Origin of the sequence: Pseudomonas sp. A-RE-19 (genome assembly GCF_019956555.1) — a bacterium.
Classification (GTDB): domain Bacteria; phylum Pseudomonadota; class Gammaproteobacteria; order Pseudomonadales; family Pseudomonadaceae; genus Aquipseudomonas.
This window is the reverse complement of record NZ_JAHBDQ010000006.1, coordinates 58,945-81,900: the sequence shown is the minus strand read 5'-3', so window position 1 is coordinate 81,900 and position 22,956 is coordinate 58,945. Positions and strand designations below refer to the sequence as shown.

The window sequence follows — 22,956 nt, the reverse complement described above, 5'->3', positions numbered from 1 at the left end:
GGAGCGAGACATGAACGATCCGAAAATAGAAGCCAAGTACGAATCCATCCTGCTGCGGGTGTTGTGGATGGTTGTCTATGTGCTGGTCTGGCAAGTGGCGCAGTTCATCCTCGGTGCGGTGGTGTTGGTGCAGCTGATCTATCGTTTGATTTATGGCGCACCGAGCGCCAGCTTGATGAATTTCGGCGACAGCCTGAGCCAGTTTCTGGCGCAGATCGGTCGTTTCGGCAGCTTTCACAGCGACCAGAAGCCCTGGCCGTTCGCCGACTGGCCGACGCCGCGTACACCGGAAGGTGAAGCGCCTCACGTTGTGGCGCCGGCACCGCATCCGGCCCGAGATGAGGAACCGAAGCTATGAAACTCTGGGTATTGCGTCATGGTGAAGCCGAACCTCACGATACTCGCCCCGACTCCGAGCGGAAATTGACCGCCCATGGCCGTGTAGAGGTGTTGCGCACTGCCGCCGAATTGATCGGCCAGCCGCTCACCGCCATTTATGCCAGTCCTTTCCTGCGAGCGCAGGAGACCGCTTTGCTGGTGCGTGAGGCACTGGGTTTCGAGCCGGAAATTCGCACGGTCGACTGGCTGACCCCGGATACCGATCCGGACAAGGTGGCGGAGCAGCTTGTATCGGTGAGTGACGTCTTGCTGGTCAGTCACAATCCGCTGGTGGGCAGCCTGCTGAGCTACCTGCAGCACGGCGCCGGCTACCCACCGGAAAGAGTCAGCACCGCCGGCCTGGCCGAGCTTGAGAACAATGAACTGCTGATCGGGTCGATGAGGCTCAACGGCATCAAGCACCCGTAATCTGCTTTTGCTTTGCTTCTGCTCTTGTAGGAGCGAGGCTTGCCCGCGAAGCTTTTAGCGTTTTCGAAGGCCCCTTCGCGGGCAAGCCTCGCTCCTACAAGAGCGGTGGCGTTCCGTTTCTTGTAAAGGCATCGTTCGTTTTTTTTGTGTGAAATAGTCAACCAAGCACTTGCTTGGTTGACTACGCTTGCTCCAGACAAAAATAAGGGAGCAAGTCGCATGTCTGCTGCTTTTCGTTTGCCGCTGGACGTCTTCTACGAGCGTGAAGCCCGCCATCCCCGTCAGCGCTTTCTGGTGCAACCGACAGGGGGCGGTCAGGTCGAGACGCTGACCTGGGCCGACGTTGGCCATCAGGCGCGCTGTGCCGCCCACTGGCTACGGGCTCGCGAACTACCGCAAGGCAGCCACATCGCGCTGATCTCGAAAAACTGCGCTCACTGGATCATCACCGACCTGGCCATCTGGATGGCCGGGCATGTCTCGGTGCCGCTGTATCCCAATCTGACCGCCGATTCCGTGGCCCAGGTACTCGATCATTCCGAAGCCGCGCTGGTGTTCATCGGCAAGCTGGATGACTGGCCGGGCATGTCCGCCGGAGTCAGCCCCGACCTGCCAACCATCAGCCTGCCACTGTGTCCGTCCGGAACCTTCGATTTCAGTTGGGCCGATCTGCAACGCAGCTCGCCGATTCAGGACGACCCCAAACCCGCCGCCGATCAACTGGCGACCATCATTTACACCTCCGGCACCACGGGTAAACCCAAAGGCGTGATGCACAGTTTCGCCACCTTGGGATTTGCCACCACCCATGGCACGCAGCTGTTCGGCCTTAATGAGTCGGACCGCCTGCTGTCTTATCTGCCGCTGTGCCATGTTGCCGAGCGCATGTTCGTCGAGCTGGCGTCGATCTATACCGGGCAAACCGTGTTCTTTGCCGAGAGCCTCGATACCTTCCTCACAGATTTGCGCCGTGCACGGCCGACCGCGCTGTTCGGCGTGCCGCGGATCTGGACCAAATTCCAGATGGGTGTCTACGGCAAGATCCCGGCAACGCGTCTGGACTTCCTGCTTGGGTTGCCCTTCATCGGCAAACGGGTCGGGCACAAAGTCCTCGCCGGGCTGGGGCTGGACGCCTTGCGCATCGCCTTGTCCGGCGCGGCGCCAGTGCCGCAGACGCTGCTGCTCTGGTACCGCAAGCTGGGGCTGGATGTGCTGGAGGTGTACGGCATGACCGAAAGCTGCGGTTACTCCCACATCGGCCTGCCGGGGCAGAACAAACCCGGGTGGATCGGTAGGCCGTGCCCGGAGGTCGAAGTGCGCATCGAGTCGTCCGGCGAAGTATTGGTGCGCAGCGGCGCGACCATGCTCGGCTATTTCAAGGAACCTGAGAAAACCGCCGAAACTCTCACTGACGATGGCTTTTTGCGCACCGGTGACAAGGGTGAGGAAGACGCCGAAGGCAATCTGCGACTGACCGGGCGCCTGAAGGAAATCTTCAAAACCAGCAAAGGCAAATACGTTGCCCCGGCGCCGATCGAAAATCGCCTGGCGGTGCATTCGCGGATCGAACAGGTGTGTGTAGTTGGCGACGGCCTGAGCGCACCACTGGGGTTGTGCGTGCTGTCGGCGGTCGGTCAGCAGGACGCGAATGGATCGGCTCGGGCGGGTTTGCATTCAAGCCTGGAAAAACTGCTGGAGGAGGTCAACGGCGTCCTCGACAGGCATGAGCGCTTGCGTCGATTGGTGGTGGTCAAGGACAGTTGGGCGGTAGAGAACGGCTTCCTGACACCGACCCTGAAGATCAAGCGCAACATGATCGAAGCGGCTTACGGTGCTCGGTTTGCAGAATGGAGCGAGCGCAGCGAGGCGGTGCTGTGGCAGGATTGAGCGACGAACAACACCCATAAAGGAACGCAACGATGAGTCTGTGGCGCACCACTCCCAACGTCGAGCAGTTGAACGCAATCCAGAAAAACACCATCGGCGAAGTGCTGGATATTCGCTTCGAAGCCTTCGATGACGAGTCCCTGACCGCGAGCATGGTCATCGACCATCGCACGCACCAGCCTTATGGTTTGCTGCACGGCGGCGCCTCGGTGGTGCTGGCCGAAACCGTCGGTTCGATGGCCAGTTTCCTGTGCATCGACGCCAGCAAGTTTTACTGCGTGGGCCTGGAAATCAACGCCAACCATTTGCGCGGCCTGCGCAGTGGACGCGTGACGGCGGTGGCCAAGGCGATTCACATTGGTCGTACGACGCATGTCTGGGACATCCGTTTGACCAGCGATGAGGGCAAGGCCAGTTGTGTGTCGCGGCTGACCATGGCAGTGGTGCCGTTGGGGGAGAATCCTCCGGCGCGTTGAAGCAGCAAGATCAAAAGATCGCAGGCTTCGGTAGGAGCTGCCGAAGGCTGCGATCTTTTGATCTTTTAATTTTGGCGGCGACATCTCCTACCACCATTCCTGGCAGTTATGGTCATTGCTGCAGGACTCCGTCTTACGGACAATCAACCCTCGTTCTCGCTCATGGATTTGCCGGTATGTCGCAACAGATATTTTTCGCCCACGCCAATGGCTTTCCTTCGGGGACCTACGGCAAGTTGTTCGCGGCGCTGGCGCCCGAGTATCAGGTGACGCATCTGGAGCAGCACGCCCATGACCCGCGTTTTCCGGCGGACGACAACTGGAACAATCTGGTGGATGAGCTGATTCATCATCTCAAGCAACAGCCTGAACCGGTCTGGGGCGTTGGCCACTCCTTTGGCGGCGTGCTGCACTTGCACGCCGCATTGCGTAGCCCTGAGTTGTATCGTGGCGTGGTGATGCTCGATTCCCCGGTACTGACCCGTACCGATCAATGGGTGATCCGTGCCGCCAAGCGCTTCGGTTTCATCGATCGCCTGACCCCGGCCGGCCGTACGTTGGGGCGACGGGAAGAGTTTGCCGATCTGGACGCGGCCCGCTTGTATTTCGCCGGTAAAACCCTGTTTCGCGGCTTCGACCCGGAATGTTTCGACGCCTATCTTCAATATGGTTTGCAAAAAGTCGGCGACAAACTGCGCCTGCGTTTCGACCCGGCCACGGAAATCAGCATCTACCGCGGCGTGCCTCACACCAGCCCCGGCCGCGCGCGGCAGTTGAAAGTGCCATTGGCGGTGGTTCGCGGGCACAAGAGCCGCGTGGTGATGCGCCATCACGCCCGTTCCGTCGGGCGCATGCCCCTGGGCGAGTCCTTGACCATGCCCGGCGGCCACATGTTTCCCCTCGAACGTCCACAAGACACGGCCGCGCTGCTGAAGAATCTGTTCAGTCGCTGGGAAGGTCGCAGCCAACAGGATTGCGCATGAGCCGCGTCGTCGAAGAAGTTCGCTTGAGCCTGCCACATATCGAGTTGGCGGCGCACTTGTTCGGCCCCGAAGACGGCTTGCCGGTGATCGCACTGCACGGCTGGCTGGACAACGCCAACAGCTTTGCCCGGCTGGCGCCCAAGCTCAAAGGCTTGCGCATCATCGCGCTGGACATGGCCGGGCACGGTCACTCGGGGCATCGGCCGAACGGCGCCGGTTACGCGTTGTGGGATTACGCCCATGACGTGCTGCAAGTGGCCGAGCAGTTGGGGTGGAAGCGTTTTGCACTGCTGGGGCATTCCCTGGGGGCGATCGTCTCGCTGTTGCTGGCCGGGTCGTTGCCGGAGCGGGTGACCCACCTGGCCTTGATCGACGGCATCATTCCTCCTACAGACAAAGGCGAAAACGCCGCCGAGCGCATGGGCATGGCCCTGCAAGCGCAGCTGGATCTGCGGGCAAAACGCAAACCGGTCTACAACACCCTCGACCGGGCCATCGAAGCACGAATGAAAGGTTTGGTGGCGGTCAGTCGCGAAGCCGCCGAATTACTGGCTCAGCGCGGCTTGATGCCGGTGCCGGGCGGTTATACCTGGCGCACGGATAACCGCCTGACGCTGCCGTCGCCGCTACGTCTGACCACTGAACAGGCGATGGCCTTCGTCCAGCGCGTCAGTTGTCCTGCCCACCTGGTGGTCGCGGCCGACGGCATGCTCGCCAAACATCCCGAGTTGCTGGAGCGTCTACCCTTTAGCCGTGAACAGCTGCCTGGCGGCCATCATTTGCACCTGAATGACGAATCCGGTGCCGACCTTGTCGCAGACTGTTTCAATCGGTTCTTCGCCGTTCCTTGACTTGCGCCGGGCAACTGTCGAGGCTGGGCGGGTTGAAATGGGAGACAACCATGATAGATCTGTACACCGCTGCGACCCCGAATGGCCACAAGGTCTCTATCGTGCTCGAGGAACTCGGCCTGCCCTATACGGTGCACGCCTTGAGTTTCGACAAAAAGGAACAGAAGTCCAAGGGCTTCCTCAAGATCAACCCCAATGGCCGGATCCCGGCGATTGTCGACCGTGCCAATGGCGATTTCGCCGTGTTCGAGTCCGGTGCGATTCTGATTTACCTCGCTGAAATGACCGGCAAGCTGCTGCCCCAAGACCCCAAGGGGCGCTCGGTGGTGTTGCAGTGGTTGATGTTCCAGATGGGCGGAATCGGGCCGATGCAGGGCCAGGCCAACGTGTTTTTCCGCTATTTCCCGGAAAAACTCCAGGGCGCCATCGACCGCTATCAACATGAAACCCGGCGCCTGTATGAAGTGCTCGACACGCGTCTGCAAGCCGTAGAGTTTCTGGCGGGCGAGTACAGCATTGCCGACATCGCGACCTTCCCATGGGTTCGCGGTCATGACTGGTCCGGCGTGGCGGTGGACGGTTTACCCGCCTTGCAACGCTGGATGGCAGCCATGGAGGCGCGCCCCGCGGTGCAGCGTGGTTTGCTGGTGCCCGAGCGCATCGATGACGCCAGTGTCGTCAAGGGTGCCCAGGCCATGCTGATCCGATGAGTCTATCCATGCGTTCTCTTACTCTGCTGGCGCTGTGCAGTTTCAGTCCCTGGTTGTTTGCCGCTGATATCCCGGGCAGTCAGGACCTGCCGATCGTGCCGCGCATGGCCGATGCACAGATCGTCGACTATCGCCCGGCGGTGGAGCTTGAGCGGATCTACCCGCTGGGCTCGATCCGCAAGATCAGCGGTCAGTTGCGCTTTGACGGTCAGGTCAGCGCGCGCGGGCAAACCTCCTCGGTGACTTACGAGTTACCGCCGGAACATTCCTCCACAGAAGCGTTTACTGCCGCCCGCGAAGCCTTGCAAAAGCAAGGCGCCCAATTGCTGTTCTGGTGCCAGGCCCGCGATTGCGGCGAAAGCAGCCTGTGGGCCAATGAAGTGTTCAGTAACGCCAAACTCTATGGCGCCGATGATCAGCAGGCTTATTTGCTGCTGCGACTGGCCGCGCCACAGGACAACACGCTCGTCGCGCTTTACAGCATCACTCGCGGCAATCGCAAAGCTTATCTGCACGTCGAGCAGTTCGACGCCGCGGCGCCGCTGGGCGATCTGCTGCCGACGTCCGCGACGTTGCTGCGGCAGCTCAAAAGCACCGGAAAACTGGATTTCCCCAAACTGGCGGGTGACCCTGACGACACCTGGCTGCGTTTGGTCTCCCGAGGCCTGAACCTGGACACCACGGTGCGCGTCAATGTGTCAGGGCCAAATGCCGAAGCCTGGCGCCAGGCGCTGATCGGGCAGGGCGTACGGGCAGCGCGGATGGAGACCGGCAGTGTCGAAGGCTCTGGCCTGCACATCGAACTGTTGCGATAAGCTTCATCAGGTGAACGTGCTCGGCGCGTTCGCCTACTCTTTGCTGACTCACTTTTTCGAGACTTTACATGCCCAATAACGATCGGCTGTTGGTGCAGATCCTGCTCCTGGTGCTGTTTGGCGCGAGCTTCTGGGTGATGGCGCCGTTCTGGTCGGCGCTGTTCTGGGGCGCGGTGCTGGCGTTTGCCAGTTGGCCGCTGATGCGTCTGCTGACCCGCTGGCTCCATGGCCGTGAATCCCTGGCGGCGCTGTTACTGACGGTGGGCTGGATGCTGCTGGTGGCGGCGCCGTTGGTGTGGCTGGGGTTCAACCTGGCGGATCACGTGCGCGATGCCACGGCGTTCATCAAGGATGTGCAGGTCGATGGTCTGCCCGAAGCCCCGACCTGGCTGGGCGGTATCCCCTTGGTCGGCGAGCGGTTGGTGGGTATCTGGAACAGCATCGATCAGCAAGGCGCGGCGATGATGCTGGCGATCAAGCCTTATCTGGGGCAGGTCGGTAACTGGTTGCTGGCACGCAGTGCGCAGATTGGCGGCGGGATTCTCGAGCTGACGCTGAGTATTGTCTTTGTGTTCTTTTTCTACCGGGACGGGCCGCGGTTGGCGGTGTTTGTCCATGGGTTGCTGGAACGGCTGATTGGCGACCGCGCCGGGTATTACATCGACCTGGTGGCGGGCACGGTGCAGCGGGTGGTCAATGGCGTGATCGGTACGGCGGCGGCTCAGGCGGTGCTGGCGTTGATCGGCTTCCTGATTGCCGGCGTGCCCGGGGCGCTGGTGTTGGGGATTGTGACGTTTTTGCTCAGTCTGATCCCGATGGGGCCGCCGTTGGTGTGGATTCCGGCCACGGCGTGGTTGGCCTGGAAGGGTGAATACGGAATGGCGGTGTTCCTCGGGATTTGGGGGACGTTCATCATCAGCGGGGTCGACAACGTACTTAAGCCGTACCTGATCAGTCGGGGCGGGAATTTGCCGTTGGTGATTGTGCTGCTCGGGGTGTTTGGCGGGTTGATTGCGTTTGGGTTTATCGGTTTGTTTATTGGCCCGACGTTGTTGGCAGTTGCGTACAGCCTGTTGACCGATTGGAGCAAGAGTCAGGTTCGGGTTGAAGATCGCCGGCCCTGAGGTTTTTGGTTGCGGCACAGGGCCTCTTCGCGGGCAAGTCGGATCGCCGCACCGCTCGCTCCTACAGGTCATGTGTCTGCCCGCATGTTGTAGGAGCGAGGCTTGCCCGCGAGGCTTTTGACTTAAGTGGCCACGTTCAGGTATTTGCCCACGGTCGCCACGTTATCGAGCGAATACTGCTTGCTCAGATTGGCGATCATTTTGTTCAGGGCTTCAGTCACGTTGAACTGATTGGTCGAGCTGTCGGAGTTCTGCTCACGACCGGCTTGCAGGGCGGCTTTCAGTTCATCGCTGCTGACGCCACCGCTGCTGTCGCTATCGAGCACTTTGAGCAACGCAGCGCTTGTGTCGGTGCTGGTCGACGAGGTGCTGTCGCTGCCCAGGGCGCTGCTCAGTTCGGTGGGGGTGACACTGCCATCGCTGTCCGCATCGAGCTGGCTGAACAGTTCTTCACCGGACATCTGTTGAGGTGGCGGTGGCGGCGGGGTCAGGCTGGCGGCGAGTTCGTCCTGGCTGACGGTGCCATCTTCGTTTTTATCCAGGGCCGAGAAGACTTCTGTGCTGTCGGCCGTGCTGCCGGCGCTGGTCAAGCCATTGCTCAGCTCATCGCTGCTGATGGCGCCGTCGCCGTCGGTGTCCAGAGCACTGATCAGCGCATCGGCCAGTTCGGTGTTCGGTGCCTGATCACGCTGCGGTGGAGGCGGAGGGGCCATCGTGGCCATTTCTTCGCTGCTCAGGCTGCCGCTTTCATCGCTGTCCAGGTCGCTGAAGTTCTTGCTCAGGCTGACCAGCAGACCATCGTCGGATTTCTGCGACAGGGCGCTCTTGAGTTCGTCCTGATCCACCGCGCCGTCGCTGTTGCTGTCGAGTTTGGCGAGCAGTTCTTTCTGGAATTGCTGGCTGCGGGCGCTGTTGGTGGAGGTGCTGCTGGTGCTGGTATAGCTCGTGTAGTTGCTGACACTACCGATCATTGTGCTCACTCCTTGGAATGGGAAACCGGTGGGTGCACCGGTTTTTGCAGCCTCAAGGGGCAAGTTGTCGTGGGTATGTGGGGTTTGTACCGTCCGGTACACACATTTGTCCGGTCGGACCCTGACCCTGTGGGAGCGAGCCTGCTCGCGATGACGGCGGTACATTCAATATCAATTCAACTGACAGACCGCTATCGCGAGCAGGCCCGCTCCCACATTGGATTTGGGTGTGGCTCAGAGGCGCGGCAGGCGGATGACCGCCGTGAGACCACCGCCGGGGGTTTCTTCCAGGCTCAACTGCCCACCCAAACGCTCCGCTGCTTCCCGGGCGATGGTCATGCCCAGGCCGACGCCGCCGGAGTTGCGATTACGTGAACCTTCCAGGCGAAAGAACGGTTCGAACACCGCTTCACGTTTATCCTCCGCGATACCCGGGCCATGATCGATGACCCGAATCACCAGTTCCTCGCGGCTGTCCTCAAGCGTGATCAGCGCGTCCCCGGCATAACGCAGGGCGTTGTCCAGCAGGTTGTTGATGCACGAGCGCAAGGCCATCGGCTGAACCTGCAACGGTGCGCAATGGCCACAGGTCAGGACGTTGGCGCCCTGGTCCTGGGCGTTTTCGCTCAGGGACTCCACCAGCGCCTGCACGTCCATCCATTGTGGCGCCTCGCTGGTGCGCTGTTCGTGGAGGTAGGTGAGGGTGGAATCGAGCATGCTGATCATGTCGTCCAGGTCCTGACGCATCTGGCCTTGCAGCTTGTCATCGTCGATCTTCTCCAGCCGCAGCTTGAGTCGCGACAGCGGCGTGCGCAGGTCATGGGACACCGCGCCGAGCATTCGCGAGCGCTGCTGCACTTGCTGCAGGATGCGTTGCTGCATCAGGTTGAACGTGTGGGCCGCTTGCCGCGCTTCCCGTGGGCCGGACTCATCCAGCGGCGGACTGTCGAGATTTTCACTCAGGCGTTCGGCGGCATCGCTCAGGCGCTGAATCGGTCGGGTCAGCAGCTTGGCGCCGTACCAGGCGGCGATGATCAGCGAGACAAACTGAAAGGTCAGTGGCACCAGTGGCCCGCCGAACCACGGCCGCGGTGGCCGGTGGTCGAAACGCGGGTCCATCGGTGGGCGTTGTCCGTCGAAGCGCTCGGAAAACTCCGACGGCGGCGGGGGAGGCGGAGGGGGCGGTCCGTAATGTTTGAACCAGAAAAACGCTAACAAATGCGCCAGTACGATCGCCAGCAGCAGCACACCAAACAGGCGGCCAAACAGCGTATCGAAGCGCGCACGCATCAGCCGATGTCTCGTGCGTCGAACAGATAACCCTCGCCGCGAACGGTCTTGATCAGCTGTGGGGCTTTCGGGTCGTCACCGAGTTTCTGGCGCAGGCGTGACACCAGCAAATCGATGCTGCGATCAAAGGCTTCTATCGAGCGACCACGGGCGGCGTCCAGCAACTGTTCGCGGCTGAGCACCCGGCGCGGACGTTCGATGAACACCCAGAGCAGACGAAATTCGGCGTTGGACAGCGGCACCACCAGCCCATCCGCGGCGATCAATTGGCGCAGCACACTGTTCAGCCGCCAGGTGTCGAAACGGATATTCGCACGCTGTTCGGTGCGATCGTCGCGCACTCGACGCAGAATGGTCTGAATCCGTGCAACCAGTTCCCGCGGCTCGAATGGCTTGGCCATATAGTCGTCGGCGCCCAGTTCCAGGCCGATGATCCGGTCGGTGGGTTCGCAACGGGCGGTGAGCATCAGGATTGGAATGTCCGATTCGGCGCGCAACCAGCGGCACAGCGACAAACCGTCTTCGCCGGGCAGCATCAAGTCGAGCACCACCACGTCGAAATGCTCGGCTTGCAGCGCCTGACGCATGGCAGCGCCATCGGTAACGCCACTGGCGTGGATACTGAACCGGGCCAGGTAGTCGATCATCAGTTCGCGGATCGGGACGTCATCGTCGACGATCAGGGCGCGAATGCTCCAGCGTTTATCGTCGGCCGGCGCTTTTTGATCGTCGTTCAGAGGTGCTGGGGAGTTGTGCATGCGTGCGTTCATCTGCCAGATAGGCTGCCAACCACAAAGATAGGCTGCGAGGTTGTGGCTTCAGCATAGGCGTCCGGCCGTGAGGCGGGAAGTGCTGTAGGACCTGTTGCGGCTGCCGAGGGTAGCGTTGAAGGGTGTTGTGGGCGTGTCGTGTGTGTATCGGGCTCGACACAATTGACGCAGGGACTAGTCTTGTCTGAGCCGCGACGACGAATTACCGATCATCGGGTCCCGCAGCGTCGCTGGTTCCGCTACAATGCGCGCCGATTTCGACTTGCCTGAGAGCCCACTCATGTCCGCCTGCCAGACGCCTATTATCGTCGCCCTGGATTTCCCTACCCGTGACGCCGCACTGAAGCTGGCCGATCAACTGGACCCGAAGCTGTGCCGGGTCAAAGTCGGTAAAGAACTGTTCACCAGTTGCGCTTCGGAAATCGTCGGCACCTTGCGCGACAAGGGTTTTGAAGTGTTCCTGGACCTCAAGTTCCACGACATTCCGAACACCACCGCCATGGCCGTCAAGGCGGCTGCGGAAATGGGCGTGTGGATGGTCAACGTGCACTGCTCCGGCGGTCTGCGCATGATGGCCGCCTGCCGTGAAGTGCTCGATAAGCGCAGTGGCCCGAAACCGTTGTTGATCGGCGTGACCGTGCTGACCAGCATGGAACGTGAGGATCTGGCGGCTATCGGTCTGGACATCGAGCCGCAGGAGCAGGTGCTGCGCCTCGCCGCGTTGGCGGAAAAGGCCGGGATGGATGGTCTGGTCTGTTCGGCTCTGGAAGCCCGGGCCCTGAAAACCGCTCACCCGTCGCTGCAACTGGTAACCCCGGGGATTCGCCCCGCGGGCAGTGCCCAGGACGATCAACGTCGTATCCTGACCCCGCGTCAGGCGCTGGAGGCCGGTTCCGACTACCTGGTCATCGGCCGTCCGATCAGCCAGGCGGCGGATCCGGCGAAGGCGTTGGCGGCCGTTGTCGCAGAACTCGCTTAACCAAACGCCGCAGATCCAAATGTGGGAGCGAGCCTGCTCGCGATTGCGGAGTGTCAGTCGACATAAATGTTGTCTGATTCCCCGCTATCGCGAGCAGGCTCGCTCCCACATGGGTTAGTGTTGTTTGCGGGTATGGGTTAAACCTTCAACACCAACTTCCCGAAATTCTCGCCGCTGAACAACTTCATCAGCGTCTCCGGGAATGTTTCCAGACCTTCAACGATGTCTTCCTTGCTCTTGAGCTGCCCCTTGGCCATCCAGCCGGCCATTTCCTGCCCGGCAGCGGCGAACTGTGCGGCGTAATCCATCACCACGAAGCCTTCCATCCGCGCGCGGTTGACCAACAGCGACAGGTAATTGGCCGGGCCTTTGACCGCTTCCTTGTTGTTGTATTGGCTGATGGCGCCGCAAATCACCACCCGTGCCTTCAGGTTCAGCCGGCTCAGCACGGCATCGAGAATATCGCCGCCGACGTTATCGAAATACACGTCGACGCCTTTCGGGCATTCGCGCTTGAGGCCGGCCTGCACGTCTTCGTTTTTGTAGTCGATGGCACCGTCAAAGCCCAGTTCTTCGATCAGGAATTTGCACTTGTCCGCGCCGCCAGCAATGCCGACCACCCGGCAACCTTTGATCTTGGCGATTTGCCCGGCAATGCTGCCCACCGCACCGGCCGCGCCCGAGAGCACTACCGTTTCGCCAGCTTTCGGCGCGCCGACATCGAGCAGGGCGAAGTAGGCGGTCATCCCGGTCATGCCCAGCGCGGATAAATAGCGTGGCAGCGGCGCCAGTTTCGGATCGACCTTATAGAAACCTCGCGGCTCGCCGAGGAAGTAATCCTGCACACCGAGGGCGCCGTTGACGTAGTCCCCCACGGCAAAACCCGGATTGTTCGAAGCGATGACTTTGCCTACGCCCAATGCACGCATGACTTCGCCAATGCCGACCGGAGGGATGTAGGACTTGCCCTCGTTCATCCAGCCACGCATGGCCGGGTCCAGGGACAGGTATTCGTTTTTGACCAGAATCTGACTCGCCGCCGGTTCGCCGACCGGTACTTCTTGATAGGTGAACGTCTCACGGGTGGCCGCCCCCACGGGACGTTTGGCGAGCAGGAACTGGCGATTGGTCTGGGTAGTCATGACAGGCACTCAAGATGAATGAAGCCTTGTTGATAGACCTTCATTGGCGATGTCGCAAGGTTGGCTGACGCTGCGAATGCACGTCGATCCAGTGCAGTGATAGTCAGGGCGCACGTTCTATCACTGCAACTCATGGGCACTCAACCGGCCTTCTGATAGTGCTGCCGTGTCACAGGGCGCTGTGGCTAACTGAAAACACGCGATCCCCCGCATTCTTCTCTTCGAGGACATAACAATGAGCATGACGTTTTCCGGCCAGGTCGCCGTTGTGACAGGCGCGGCCAATGGTATTGGCCGCGCGACCGCTTTGGCGTTCGCCGCCGAAGGTTTGAAAGTGGTGGTCGCTGACCTGGATGCGGCTGGCGGTGAAGGCACTGTGGCGCTGATTCGCTCCGCTGGCGGTGAAGCGACCTTCGTGCGCTGTAACGTCACTGTGGAAAGCGAGGTAAAAAATCTGATGGACGAGGTGGTGAATACCTACGGCCGTCTCGACTATGCCTTCAATAATGCCGGTATCGAGATCGAGAAAGGCAAACTGGCCGAAGGCACGGTCGATGAGTTCGACGCGATCATGGGCGTCAATGTCAAAGGTGTCTGGTTGTGCATGAAGTATCAGTTGCCGTTGCTGCTGGCCCAGGGCGGTGGTGCGATCGTTAACACCGCTTCGGTCGCCGGCCTGGGCGCCGCGCCGAAGATGAGTATTTACGCAGCTTCGAAACACGCAGTCATCGGCCTGACCAAGTCGGCGGCCATCGAATACGCGAAGAAAAAGATTCGCGTGAATGCGGTGTGCCCGGCGGTGATCGACACCGACATGTTCCGTCGTGCCTATGAAGTCGACCCGAAAAAGGGCGAGTTCGCCAATGCCATGCACCCGGTCGGGCGTATCGGCAAAGTCGAGGAAATTGCCAGTGCGGTGCTGTACCTGTGCAGCGACGGCGCGGCATTCACCACCGGTCACTCGCTGGCGGTGGATGGTGGCGTCACGGCGTTTTAATGTTTTAGGCGGCGATGGTGCGGAACTTGTGGGAGTGCCGCACCGCCGCTCCCACATTTTTTATTGTTCGGCGCCGGTTCCCTGAAGGCGCCGGGTAATGTGTTTCAAATGGTTAGATCCGAGGGTTTTGGCGGCTTTGTCGCACATACCATCGAGCGCTCCTGTGATTAACTGTTTTCCGCAAAACGGACAGGAGTTTGCTTGCTCATGGAGTTGAGAATCGATCGACAGGCATTGGTGCCGGTCGTACAGCAAATCGTCGACGCAATGGCCGACTGGCTCCGTCGGTACGAGGTGCCGCCAGGGACGCGTTTGCCTTCCGTGCGGCAAATCGCGCGGATCAATCTGCTCAGTCAATCCAGTGTCGTCGAGGCCTGTGAACGGCTGGTGGCTCAAGAGGTGTTGGCGACGCGTAATGGGGCCGGTTTCTTTGTCGCGGCAACGGCGCTGGCCGTTCAGGGGCAACGGGATATTCCCTGGTTCGAGGGGGCCGAGCAGCGGCAGAACGGCCTTGTGGGCGAACTGAAGCTGGGCTGCGGCGGATTACCCGAAAGCTGGCGCGAGACCGACGATCTGAGCTACGCCATACGCCAGGTCAGCCGCACCGATATGGCCGGGTTGTTCAACTACAGCACGCCATTGGGCCTGCTTGCCCTGCGCCAGCAGATCGTCAAACGGCTGAAACAGCTGAATATCGCGGTGGATGAAAGTCGAGTCCTGACCACGGCAGGTGCCAGCCATGGGCTCGATCTGATCGTGCGCACTTTGTTCAAACCGGGTGATTGCGTGGTGGTTGAGAGTCCCGGCTATTCGAGGCTGTTCGATCTGCTCAGGCTGCACGGGGTCAGCATGATCGAGGTGCCACGAACCCCGCGCGGGCCAGACACCCAGGTGCTCGAAGCCTTGTTGCTGAAGCACAAGCCCCGTGGATTGTTCATCAACAGCTTCTATCACAACCCCACTGGCAGCAGTTTGACACCGGCGGTGGCCCAGCAGGTTCTGCAGCTGACCCAAAAACATGGCGTGTTGGTGATCGAAGACGATGTCTATGCCGACTTGCACAGCGGCCCGGGTACGCGTCTCGCGGCATTGGGCATCGATGACAACGTGATTTACGTCGGCAGTTACTCCAAAACGCTCAGCAGTTCGTTGCGGGTCGGCTTTGTCGTGGCCAGTGCCGACGTCATTTCGCGACTGGCAGAGGTCAAGATGATCAGCAGCATGGGCGCTTCACGGTTTTGCGAATCGGTGCTGGCGCGTCTGTTGGCCAGCGGCGCCTATCGCAAACTGGTGCAGCGCCAGCGCCAGCGTTTGAGCACCGACAGAGAGGCGGCGTTGCAAGTGCTCGAGGACGCGGGATGGGAGGTCTTCGGCAAACCTGTGGGTGGCCTGTTCATCTGGGCGCGATCGCGCAAGTCCGATCACACTCAGGTGCGGACACAGGCGCGGCGCTTCGGTGTCCTGCTGTCTTGTCCGACGGCATTCAGCCCCACCGGTGAAACCCATGACTGGCAGCGCATCAACGTGGCCTATGCCTGTGATCCTCGCGCCCGGGCATTTTTTCAGGCCACCGCTCGGGATCGACCTCAAGCATTCTGAAAACGACGTGGGCGTAGCTTTTTGCCATTATTCCGACGCCAGAGACTTGTGTTGGCACAAGCCCATTGCGAATCTGCATCCACAGACAATGGCAGGGGACTAAGCGCAATGATTTCGGCCGTGCAAGGACGTTTTGCCAACCTCGGTATGGCAAAAAAACTGGGTGTCGGGTTTGTACTGGTGCTGCTGTTGACAGCCCTGGTGGCGGCCATCGGCGTATGGTCCCTGCAAACCATCAGTCATCGCTTTGACGGGCTCAAACAGATGTCGTCGCTCAATAGCGGTTTGCTCAAGGTGCGCTTGCTTGAGCAGGACTACGCCTTGCACGGTGACCCGAAAACCACAGAGGCTTTGCACGCAGGCGTGGACGCTCTGATCGCTCTGGCGACCCGGCTCAAGGCCCAGTCAGCGGCCAACGTGCCGGTCATGAATGACGTCGAACAGTCACTGGGGGCTTATCGCAAGGCGTTTGACGAGTTCGTCTCGCTGAGTCAGTCCAAGGACCTGGCGCTGGAAATGGCCAGTTGGTCGGTGTCCAGCGTGGCCAATAACCTGGATGTGCTGCAGAACGGGCTTGCTGACGATGGCGCCTATACCTTGAAGGAATCCGAAGGTAAGGACGGCGCGCAATTCATCGAGCAGGCCAATCAGGTCAGCCAGGTATCGCAGCTGATGTTGCAGGCCATGAACGAAGCGCGTGTACGTCTGGACCAGAGTCGCAAGGGTGACGACAGCGCCGGGCAGGGCAAGATCGAGCAGGCCGACCAGGCGCTGACCCAGATCGGGCAGTTGAAAACCACGGTCAAGGATGAGGGTTACCAGACGGTTCTCAATGAAGTGTCCGGTCACATCGCCAGTTTCAGTGAAAAACTCACCGAGTACACCGGTCTGTTGGCGCAGGAAAAGGCCGTCTACGAGCAACTTCACCAGCGCGCCGCTCAAGTGGTGGAGCGGGTGGACCAGGCCTATGTCGCCGAAGATCAGTCGATGCAGGCAGAGCTGAAAAAGAACTCGCTGTTGATCATCGGCTCCTCGGCACTGGCCTTGCTGGTGGGGCTGATTGCCGCGTGGGTGATCACCCGGTTGATCGTTGCACCACTGCGCAGCGTGATCCGTGTCGCTCAGCAGATCGCCGCGGGTGATTTGAGTGCGACGATTGAAGTGACCCGCCGTGACGAGATCGGCCAGTTGATGCAAGCCATGCAACAAATGGGCGCGGGGCTCAGCAGTATCGTCAGTGGTTTGCAGGCCGGTATCGAGCAGTTGGCAAGCTCTGCTCACTCGCTGTCGGCGGTGACCGAGCAGACCAACCTTGAAGTCAGCAGCCAGAAGGAAGAAACCGAGCAGGTCGCGACCGCGATGAACCAGATGACCGCCACGGTGCACGACGTGGCACGTAACGCGGAGGAGGCCGCCCAGGCGGCGCAGACTGCGGATGGCAAGGTCGAAAGCGGCCAGCAGGTGGTGCGTCAGAGCATGGCGCGAATCGAACAATTGGCCGACTCGGCCACCTCGGCCAGCGCCAGCATCGAAAGCCTCAGTGCGGAAATCCAGAACATCGGCACGGTGCTCAGCGTGATCAAAAGCGTTGCCGAGCAGACCAATCTGTTGGCGCTCAATGCGGCCATCGAGGCGGCGCGGGCCGGCGAGCAGGGCAGGGGCTTTGCGGTGGTGGCCGATGAGGTTCGGGCGCTGGCCAGGCGAACCCAGCAATCGACCGAAGAAATCGAGCGATTGGTCAGTGCCTTGCGCTCGGCGGCGCAGTCGTCGGTGCAGCAGATTCAGAGCAGCGGCGAGTTGGTGAAGCTGGCGGTAAGCGATGCGTTGCAGACCGAGAGTGCGTTGGGAAGTATTGCGGCGGCGGTGTCGTTGATTCAGCAGATGAACCAGCAGATTGCGGCGGCTGCCGAAGAGCAGAGCTCGGTGGCCGAGGAAATCAATCGCAGTGTCACCAGTATTCGGGCCAGTGCGGATCAGTCTTCGTTGGCGATGCAGGGCAATGCGGCGTCGAGTATTGAACTGGCGCAGTTGGGGGTTGAGTTGAAGGGGATGGTGGGGCACTTCAGGCTGTAGGAGAAAAGAGCAGAAGCAAAGATCGCAGGCTTCGGTAGGAGCTGCCGCAGGCTGCGATCTTTTGATCTTGGCGGCTTGACGACTCGCCCATCAACCCCAACGCAAAAAAAAGCCACCTGACCCGGTGGCTTTTCAGCATTTGCATGATCAGTCGTAGATCACTTTCTTCTTCCAGTCGGCATCAGCCTCAACGTCTTTGAGGCCTTCAGTCAATTGATTCATCTCGCCTTCCACCGGCGCGATCTTGTCCATGACCTGGGCGTTGGCGCGGGCCAGGAGTTTTTCCAGGTATTCCAGCTGTTCAGCGTAAATCTGCGGTTCCTGTTGTTTGCGCAGGTATTGCACACCGCGTTCAAACGCGAGGCGGGCCTGGCCGGGCTGGTTCTGTTGCAGGGAATGCTGGCCGAGGTTGTTGAAGAACTCGATATGCAGCAGCACCAGGATGTGCCGGACTTCGCGGATCCAGTGCTTGGCTTCGTTGGTCGGCAGGTAACCATCCTGTGCGGCGCGGGTGATCTGGCCATGCAGAGCCTCGAGCAGGAAACGCACGTCCTTGGCCTTGGCTTCGGTCTGGATCGGTGCCGGCGGGTTGTTGACCGGGATCGATTCACCCTGGGCGACCAAGCCACTCAGCTCGGCAATCCGTGCCTTTAGCGTGGTGTTGGTTTTTTCCAGGTTCAACAGGCGCTGGCAGACGTTCATCTCCAGACGGGTCAACAGCAGCTTGAGTGCCGGTGTCATCAACTGACCGGGGAAGGTCTCGGTGATTTCGCCGCAGCGACGCAGACGGTCGTTGAGTTCAACCTTAGTGCGGGCCTTTTCCAGCTTATTGTTTTCCACCACATGGTTCATGTAGCCAATGGCGATCAATAGTGCGATCCCGGCTATGACTAGCAGGGTGATCATGAGTGGTGTCACCGGTAAGACCTCTTTATGGGGTTCGCGTGCGAGTCGAGTGTAGTAGCTTGGCATTTGGGCGCCTAGGGCCGCTCGACGAGTTGATCGGCTATGGCTCTGCTTATATCGGCCGTATTGCTGCATATATAAGTAAATAGCGTGTGAGGTGCACATTGCCATCATCTCGGCGTGGACTATAGCGCCTTGCTGGATGCCAGAATATAGGCGCCAAAGGTCAGGCGACGGAAAAGCCTGAATCGCTTCTGAAAGCAGGGCGAAGTCATTGATTTAAATAAATTTATATCTGGGGGTTGACGACCCCTCAATCCATCCATAGAATGCGCGCCACTTACAGCGTAAAGCACACAGCGAAACGCGGTAGGGAGTGAATGTTGTACGTGTGTCCCCTTCGTCTAGTGGCCTAGGACACCGCCCTTTCACGGCGGTAACAGGGGTTCGAGTCCCCTAGGGGACGCCAAATGCGGGAATAGCTCAGTTGGTAGAGCACGACCTTGCCAAGGTCGGGGTCGCGAGTTCGAGTCTCGTTTCCCGCTCCAGTTTTAAACGGCTTTGCTTTCGGGCAGGGCTGAGTGAAACCAGAACCAAATCTTCGGATGCGGATCTGGGCACCGAAACACACACCATGTGTTCCGGGCAGCGTGTCCCCTTCGTCTAGTGGCCTAGGACACCGCCCTTTCACGGCGGTAACAGGGGTTCGAGTCCCCTAGGGGACGCCATTTGCGGGAATAGCTCAGTTGGTAGAGCACGACCTTGCCAAGGTCGGGGTCGCGAGTTCGAGTCTCGTTTCCCGCTCCAAATTCAAAAAAAACGCCGCTCATTGAGCGGCGTTTTTTTGTGCGCGTAAAAAGTTGTCTCAACTTCCAAGACTCTGCACCAGGCTTTCGAGCACTTCAGCGGTGGTATCTTCCAGCGGCGGTTGCGCTGCTACCGCTCTAAGTTGGCGGGCCAAGCGGTATTCGCTGGGCGTGCAGTTGGCGAACTGCTTGAAGGCGCGGGCAAAGTAGGACGGGTCCTTGAAGCCGGCCTCGTAGCCGATGCTGGTAATCGGCATCTGGCTATTGTCGAGCAGTTGCTTGGCAAAGTTCATGCGCTTGTTCAGGATGTAATCGGTGAAGCCAACGCTATTGGCTTCCTTGAACAGGCGGCTGAAGCGAAATGTCGTCATGCCGCAACGCTTGGCCAAATCCCTCTGATCGATGCTGTCCCGAAAGTGCTGATCGATGTACAGCATGATATGGCTCAGCGCCTGGTGTTTTTGGTGCCCGGAAGTCAGGCGGATGCTGTCCGGCAGGGTCGGGGCGTGATCGATCTGCGATGTCTGACCCAGACCGTTGGCATTTCTGCGCAGCTCGCACAGCTGTACCACTGCCGTCAGGTAACGCTTTCTCTCAGTGGATGAGAGCGGCAACACCATGTATTCCCAGACGCTGGAGCGCATGGCCCAGACGGCCAGTTCCTCCGAGTGCTGCACGGTGAACATGGTGATCGGGATGGTGGGGGTGGTGCGTTTGATCTCCAGCAACAACCTCAAGCCGGGGGTGTCGGGGCGATCGAAATGAATGCAGATCATGTCTGCCTGTTCTCCGTGGGGCAACAGGGAGTTTTTCGTCAATTTGCAGTCGCAGGTGCTCTCGAACTGCGCGATCAGTTCCTTTGTGGAACGATCGTGAGTCAGATCGAACCACAGCAGCGATGGCCTTCTGGTCAAATTGGACGTCATGTCTCTACTCTGTGGTTCTACGTGCCCCTCTTCGCTGAGTAGTATTGCTAATGTGCTATCACTTAGCAGACTAAATGCTGATAAGAAAGACGGAATTTAGTTCTATTCGCTCTATGTATTGCCAAGAAGTCAGCCAAGGTCGACTGTTTGTTGGCGTGTCTTCGATGCACCCGGCGTCAACCGCTCGTCGCTTGTGAATCAACGGTAATTGCCATTGCATTTCCAGGCCTTGTTTTACCCCTGCCGTTACTTCTGCAAAGGCCAATGAACCTTATTTGGCCGTCCCGCAAAAAAGTCCTAGCGATGTGCAAAATCTTCCTAACGCCCATGCCTTGCCCCTGACTAGGGTTGCATCAGGCAGTGCAAAACGTACTGCCTCCCGAAAAAACAACATTCGAGTGAGGTGGGCAAAATGATCATGCAAACAATCAAGGCTTCGGTAGTGAAGTTCGCCAAAGATGAAGACGGTCTGACCATTGTGGAATACGCAGTGGCCGGTGGGCTGATTACGGTGGCTGTTGCCGCAATATTCACTCTTTTGGGCGGCGCCGTGAACACCAGAATCACAGCACTGTGCGCTGCGGTAAAAGGTGCTGCCTGCTGATAACGGCAACTCACGATGGTGGGGCGCGGCGAAATCCATGGAGCACCGGTGATTACTGTTCCGCTGATAGACCGGCCAACTCGATGGACTTCGCGCTGTCCCCGCCAAATGTACTTTCTAAGCCAGATAAACGCCGAAGTGAGGTACAGGAAATGAATCTGCAAACAGCCAGAACTTTGATCAGCAAATTCGCCAAAGATGAAGATGGCCTGACCATTGTGGAATACGCGGTGGCCGGCGGGTTAATTACGGTAGCTGTTGCCGCAATGTTTGTTCTTTTGGGCGGCGAGGTGAACACCAGGATTACAGCGCTGTGCGCTGCAGTCAAAGGTGCTGCCTGCTAACGATAGTCCGGTAGGGGAGACGCGCCATGTCCATGGAATTGCTAGTGTCGACAGTTGTACTGCTAGGACTGCTGGGCGTCGCGGTGGTGAGCGATCTGCTTCGCCACCGTATTCCCAACATGCTGGTTCTGTTTGGCCTTGCCCTGGGCTTGGTCGGTCAGACTTATTCAGGTGGTGTCAGCGGATTGGGTGACAGCCTGTTGGGTATGCTGATCTGTTTTGGGCTGTTTCTGCCGATGTACGCCGTGGGTGGCATGGCCGCCGGTGACGTTAAGTTAATGGCCATGGTTGGAAGTTTTTTACCCGTTCATTACGCGTTGTGGGCCGCCTTGTTTAGCCTGATTGCCGGCGGCGTATGCGGTTTCCTGATCGTGCTGTTCCGCGGTCAATTACTTCAAACCTTGGGGCGCTATTGGCTGATTGTGAGAGCGCAGGCTTATCTGGCGCCCACTTCGGATGAAGTAGCCGGCAAGCCTTTCCCTTATTCGATTGCAATATTGATCGGCACTTTGAACAGCGTCTACTGGCAACTCGTTGCCGGTGGATTGGGAGGTTAGTCATGCACGTCATCGTCGATAGTGATGCCTACCCCAGCGATCGGGAAGCGGTGCAACGACTGGCTCCTCAGCCGTGCACCATCCGCGAAACTGGTCTGAGCGACAGTTTCCTTGGTGAGTTGGTGTGCAAGCATTTGTATGACGCCGGTGTACTGGACATGTCGCGTCTGGTGGAGCGCCTGGCGCTGACCGGCGCAGTACTGGAAGAAGTTCTGTCGTTTCTGCGCAAGGATGGCCGGGTCGAAGTGCTGGGTCAGGTTGGGCCGCAAACCACCAGTGGGCAGATGCTGCGTTATGGCCTGACCGAACGTGGTCGCAGCGCCGCCCGCGATGCCCTGTCGCGCAGTGGCTACATCGGCGCAGCTCCTTTCCCGGTGAGTACTTACCGCTCCCTGATCAAATTGCAGACCATTCACCACGGCCGCATCAACTCAAACGATATGCACAACGCTCTTGCTGGCGTGGTGCTTACCGAAGGGATGCTCGATCAGTTGGGCGTGGCGCTGAATTCCGGGCGCGCGATCATGATTTATGGCCCGGCGGGTACGGGCAAGACCTACGTCAGCAGTCGGCTGATTCGTCTGTTCGCCGAGGCCATCTGGGTGCCTTACGCCATCGTGATCAACGAGTCGGTGATCGAGATCTATGACCCACAAGTGCATCAGCGTCTGGATGACAACAGTCAACCGAACAATCTGATGCTCAACGAAGGGATCGACCGTCGACTGCTGTGCTGCAAACGCCCGATCGTCATTACGGGCGGTGAGTTGAGCATGGAACAGCTGGACGTTCGCTATGACCCCTACACCCGTCAGTACCAGGCCGCCTTGCAGCTCAAGGCCAGTAATGGCCTGTTCATCATCGACGACATGGGACGCCAGCGCATGGCGCCCGCCGAGCTGTTGAATCGCTGGATCGTCCCGATGGAAGAGAAACGCGACTTCCTCAACCTGGGCGGCGGTCGCCATTGCGAGCTGCCGTTCGATCTGATTCTGGTGTTCTCCACCAACCTCAATCCTTTGGAACTGGCCGATGAGGCCTTCCTTCGCCGGATTGGCTACAAGCTGCAATTCGGTTACCTGAAGCCCGAGGAGTACGAAAAGATCTGGCGTCAGGAAAGTGAGCGCCTGGGCATTCCTTTTGACCCGCTGCTGCTGCGTTATGTCCTGCAAAGGCTTTATGCAAGTGAAGGCATGCCTCTGGTGCCTTGCCATCCCCGCGATCTCCTGAATATGGCGCTCGATCGTCAGCGTTATATGGGCGGTTCCGGACCCTTGTCACCGCAAGAGTTGGAATGGGCCTGGCACAACTACTTCGTCCAGCTCGACTTTCTTTGAAC

The 22,956-nt window shown here is 59.4% G+C and carries 23 protein-coding genes, 4 tRNA genes and 1 pseudogene; 22 read left to right on the top strand and 6 right to left on the bottom strand.

Translation table 11 applies throughout. The annotated features are described in order from the left end of the window. Positions 1–10 precede the first annotated feature (10 nt). The 9 genes from KGB14_RS05005 to KGB14_RS04965 all read left to right on the top strand — a co-directional run bounded on the left by KGB14_RS05005 (position 11) and on the right by KGB14_RS04965 (position 7,653). Positions 11–358: a DUF4389 domain-containing protein gene (locus KGB14_RS05005; protein WP_223484374.1), complete on the top strand. Its 348-nt coding sequence runs from the start codon at positions 11–13 to the stop codon at positions 356–358. After that, positions 355–807 (top strand): phosphohistidine phosphatase SixA, encoded by a 453-nt coding sequence (sixA, locus tag KGB14_RS05000; protein WP_223484373.1) that lies wholly within the window; start codon positions 355–357, stop codon positions 805–807. Before KGB14_RS05005 ends, sixA begins: the two co-directional genes overlap by 4 nt. A 219-nt stretch (positions 808–1,026) precedes the next feature. Next, positions 1,027–2,694 (top strand): AMP-binding protein, encoded by a 1,668-nt coding sequence (locus KGB14_RS04995; RefSeq protein ID WP_223484372.1) that lies wholly within the window; start codon positions 1,027–1,029, stop codon positions 2,692–2,694. 32 nt (positions 2,695–2,726) lie between these two features. Beyond that, entirely contained in the window at positions 2,727–3,170 is a 444-nt protein-coding gene (locus tag KGB14_RS04990) for a hotdog fold thioesterase (protein ID WP_105342844.1), read from the top strand. A gap of 176 nt (positions 3,171–3,346) precedes the next feature. Then, positions 3,347–4,153, top strand: coding sequence for an alpha/beta fold hydrolase (locus KGB14_RS04985; RefSeq protein WP_411740772.1), 807 nt, complete (start codon positions 3,347–3,349; stop codon positions 4,151–4,153). Next, entirely contained in the window at positions 4,150–5,004 is an 855-nt protein-coding gene (locus KGB14_RS04980; RefSeq protein ID WP_223484371.1) for an alpha/beta hydrolase, read from the top strand. Before KGB14_RS04985 ends, KGB14_RS04980 begins: the two co-directional genes overlap by 4 nt. 50 nt (positions 5,005–5,054) lie before the next feature. Continuing rightward, positions 5,055–5,714 carry a glutathione S-transferase family protein gene (locus tag KGB14_RS04975; protein WP_223484370.1) on the top strand — a complete coding sequence of 220 codons (660 nt, stop codon included), beginning with the start codon at positions 5,055–5,057 and terminating at the stop codon, positions 5,712–5,714. Between the two features lie 8 nt (positions 5,715–5,722). Further along, positions 5,723–6,529, top strand: a complete 807-nt coding sequence (locus KGB14_RS04970; protein ID WP_223484369.1) for a DUF4892 domain-containing protein — start codon at positions 5,723–5,725, stop codon at positions 6,527–6,529. A 68-nt stretch (positions 6,530–6,597) separates the two neighbouring features. After that, a complete protein-coding gene (locus KGB14_RS04965; RefSeq protein WP_223484368.1) occupies positions 6,598–7,653 on the top strand; it encodes an AI-2E family transporter in 1,056 nt (351 codons plus the stop codon). A 122-nt stretch (positions 7,654–7,775) separates the two neighbouring features. On the opposite strand, the gene xopAW is transcribed toward KGB14_RS04965, so the two are convergent. The 3 genes from xopAW to KGB14_RS04950 form a co-directional block, all read right to left on the bottom strand. Then, a complete protein-coding gene (gene xopAW / locus KGB14_RS04960) occupies positions 7,776–8,624 on the bottom strand; it encodes a XopAW family type III secretion system calcium-binding effector (RefSeq protein ID WP_223484367.1) in 849 nt (282 codons plus the stop codon). A gap of 234 nt (positions 8,625–8,858) precedes the next feature. Continuing rightward, positions 8,859–9,914, bottom strand: a complete 1,056-nt coding sequence (locus KGB14_RS04955; RefSeq protein WP_223484366.1) for a sensor histidine kinase — start codon at positions 9,912–9,914, stop codon at positions 8,859–8,861. Continuing rightward, positions 9,914–10,672 (bottom strand): response regulator, encoded by a 759-nt coding sequence (locus KGB14_RS04950; RefSeq protein ID WP_223484365.1) that lies wholly within the window; start codon positions 10,670–10,672, stop codon positions 9,914–9,916. The genes KGB14_RS04955 and KGB14_RS04950 overlap by 1 nt, the downstream gene beginning before the upstream one ends. Before the next feature lie 292 nt (positions 10,673–10,964). On the opposite strand from KGB14_RS04950, the gene pyrF reads away from it, so the two are divergent. Beyond that, positions 10,965–11,663 (top strand): orotidine-5'-phosphate decarboxylase, encoded by a 699-nt coding sequence (gene pyrF, locus KGB14_RS04945; protein WP_223484364.1) that lies wholly within the window; start codon positions 10,965–10,967, stop codon positions 11,661–11,663. A 137-nt stretch (positions 11,664–11,800) separates the two neighbouring features. Here the strand turns inward: pyrF and KGB14_RS04940 are convergent, their stop codons facing one another. Beyond that, positions 11,801–12,805 (bottom strand): NADP-dependent oxidoreductase, encoded by a 1,005-nt coding sequence (locus KGB14_RS04940; RefSeq protein WP_223484363.1) that lies wholly within the window; start codon positions 12,803–12,805, stop codon positions 11,801–11,803. A 235-nt stretch (positions 12,806–13,040) separates the two neighbouring features. On the opposite strand from KGB14_RS04940, the gene KGB14_RS04935 reads away from it, so the two are divergent. From KGB14_RS04935 to KGB14_RS28630, 4 genes and pseudogenes are all read left to right on the top strand, one after another. Next, positions 13,041–13,802, top strand: coding sequence for an SDR family oxidoreductase (locus tag KGB14_RS04935; protein ID WP_223484362.1), 762 nt, complete (start codon positions 13,041–13,043; stop codon positions 13,800–13,802). Positions 13,803–14,009: 207 nt separating this feature from the next. Next, complete coding sequence (locus KGB14_RS04930) at positions 14,010–15,401, top strand: PLP-dependent aminotransferase family protein (RefSeq protein WP_223484361.1); 1,392 nt, start codon at positions 14,010–14,012, stop codon at positions 15,399–15,401. A 108-nt stretch (positions 15,402–15,509) separates the two neighbouring features. Continuing rightward, a pseudogene (locus KGB14_RS28635) lies at positions 15,510–16,565 on the top strand (methyl-accepting chemotaxis protein); the annotation flags it as partial. Between the two features lie 27 nt (positions 16,566–16,592). Beyond that, on the top strand, positions 16,593–17,474 hold the full coding sequence (locus tag KGB14_RS28630) for a methyl-accepting chemotaxis protein (RefSeq protein ID WP_411740773.1): 882 nt from the start codon (positions 16,593–16,595) through the stop codon (positions 17,472–17,474). A 147-nt stretch (positions 17,475–17,621) separates the two neighbouring features. On the opposite strand, the gene KGB14_RS04920 is transcribed toward KGB14_RS28630, so the two are convergent. After that, positions 17,622–18,380, bottom strand: coding sequence for a hypothetical protein (locus KGB14_RS04920; protein WP_223484359.1), 759 nt, complete (start codon positions 18,378–18,380; stop codon positions 17,622–17,624). A 393-nt stretch (positions 18,381–18,773) separates the two neighbouring features. Here KGB14_RS04920 and KGB14_RS04915 point away from each other — a divergent pair. The 4 genes from KGB14_RS04915 (at position 18,774) to KGB14_RS04900 (ending at position 19,187) form a co-directional block, all read left to right on the top strand. Continuing rightward, positions 18,774–18,849 (top strand) — tRNA-Glu (locus KGB14_RS04915). 3 nt (positions 18,850–18,852) lie between these two features. Further along, positions 18,853–18,928, top strand: a tRNA-Gly gene (locus KGB14_RS04910). A 104-nt stretch (positions 18,929–19,032) separates the two neighbouring features. Then, positions 19,033–19,108 (top strand) — tRNA-Glu (locus KGB14_RS04905). Positions 19,109–19,111: 3 nt separating this feature from the next. Then, positions 19,112–19,187 (top strand) — tRNA-Gly (locus tag KGB14_RS04900). Positions 19,188–19,245: 58 nt separating this feature from the next. Here the strand turns inward: KGB14_RS04900 and KGB14_RS04895 are convergent. After that, positions 19,246–20,112: an AraC family transcriptional regulator gene (locus KGB14_RS04895; RefSeq protein ID WP_223484358.1), complete on the bottom strand. Its 867-nt coding sequence runs from the start codon at positions 20,110–20,112 to the stop codon at positions 19,246–19,248. Positions 20,113–20,524: 412 nt separating this feature from the next. Here KGB14_RS04895 and KGB14_RS04890 point away from each other — a divergent pair, with 412 nt between their 5' ends. The 4 genes from KGB14_RS04890 (at position 20,525) to KGB14_RS04875 (ending at position 22,954) form a co-directional block, all read left to right on the top strand. Next, positions 20,525–20,716 carry a Flp family type IVb pilin gene (locus KGB14_RS04890; RefSeq protein WP_223484357.1) on the top strand — a complete coding sequence of 64 codons (192 nt, stop codon included), beginning with the start codon at positions 20,525–20,527 and terminating at the stop codon, positions 20,714–20,716. Between the two features lie 152 nt (positions 20,717–20,868). Further along, entirely contained in the window at positions 20,869–21,060 is a 192-nt protein-coding gene (locus tag KGB14_RS04885; RefSeq protein WP_223484356.1) for a Flp family type IVb pilin, read from the top strand. Positions 21,061–21,086: 26 nt separating this feature from the next. Next, positions 21,087–21,617, top strand: coding sequence for a prepilin peptidase (locus tag KGB14_RS04880; RefSeq protein WP_223484355.1), 531 nt, complete (start codon positions 21,087–21,089; stop codon positions 21,615–21,617). A gap of 2 nt (positions 21,618–21,619) precedes the next feature. Next, on the top strand, positions 21,620–22,954 hold the full coding sequence (locus tag KGB14_RS04875) for an AAA family ATPase (protein ID WP_223484354.1): 1,335 nt from the start codon (positions 21,620–21,622) through the stop codon (positions 22,952–22,954). The last annotated feature ends 2 nt before the right edge of the window (positions 22,955–22,956 follow it).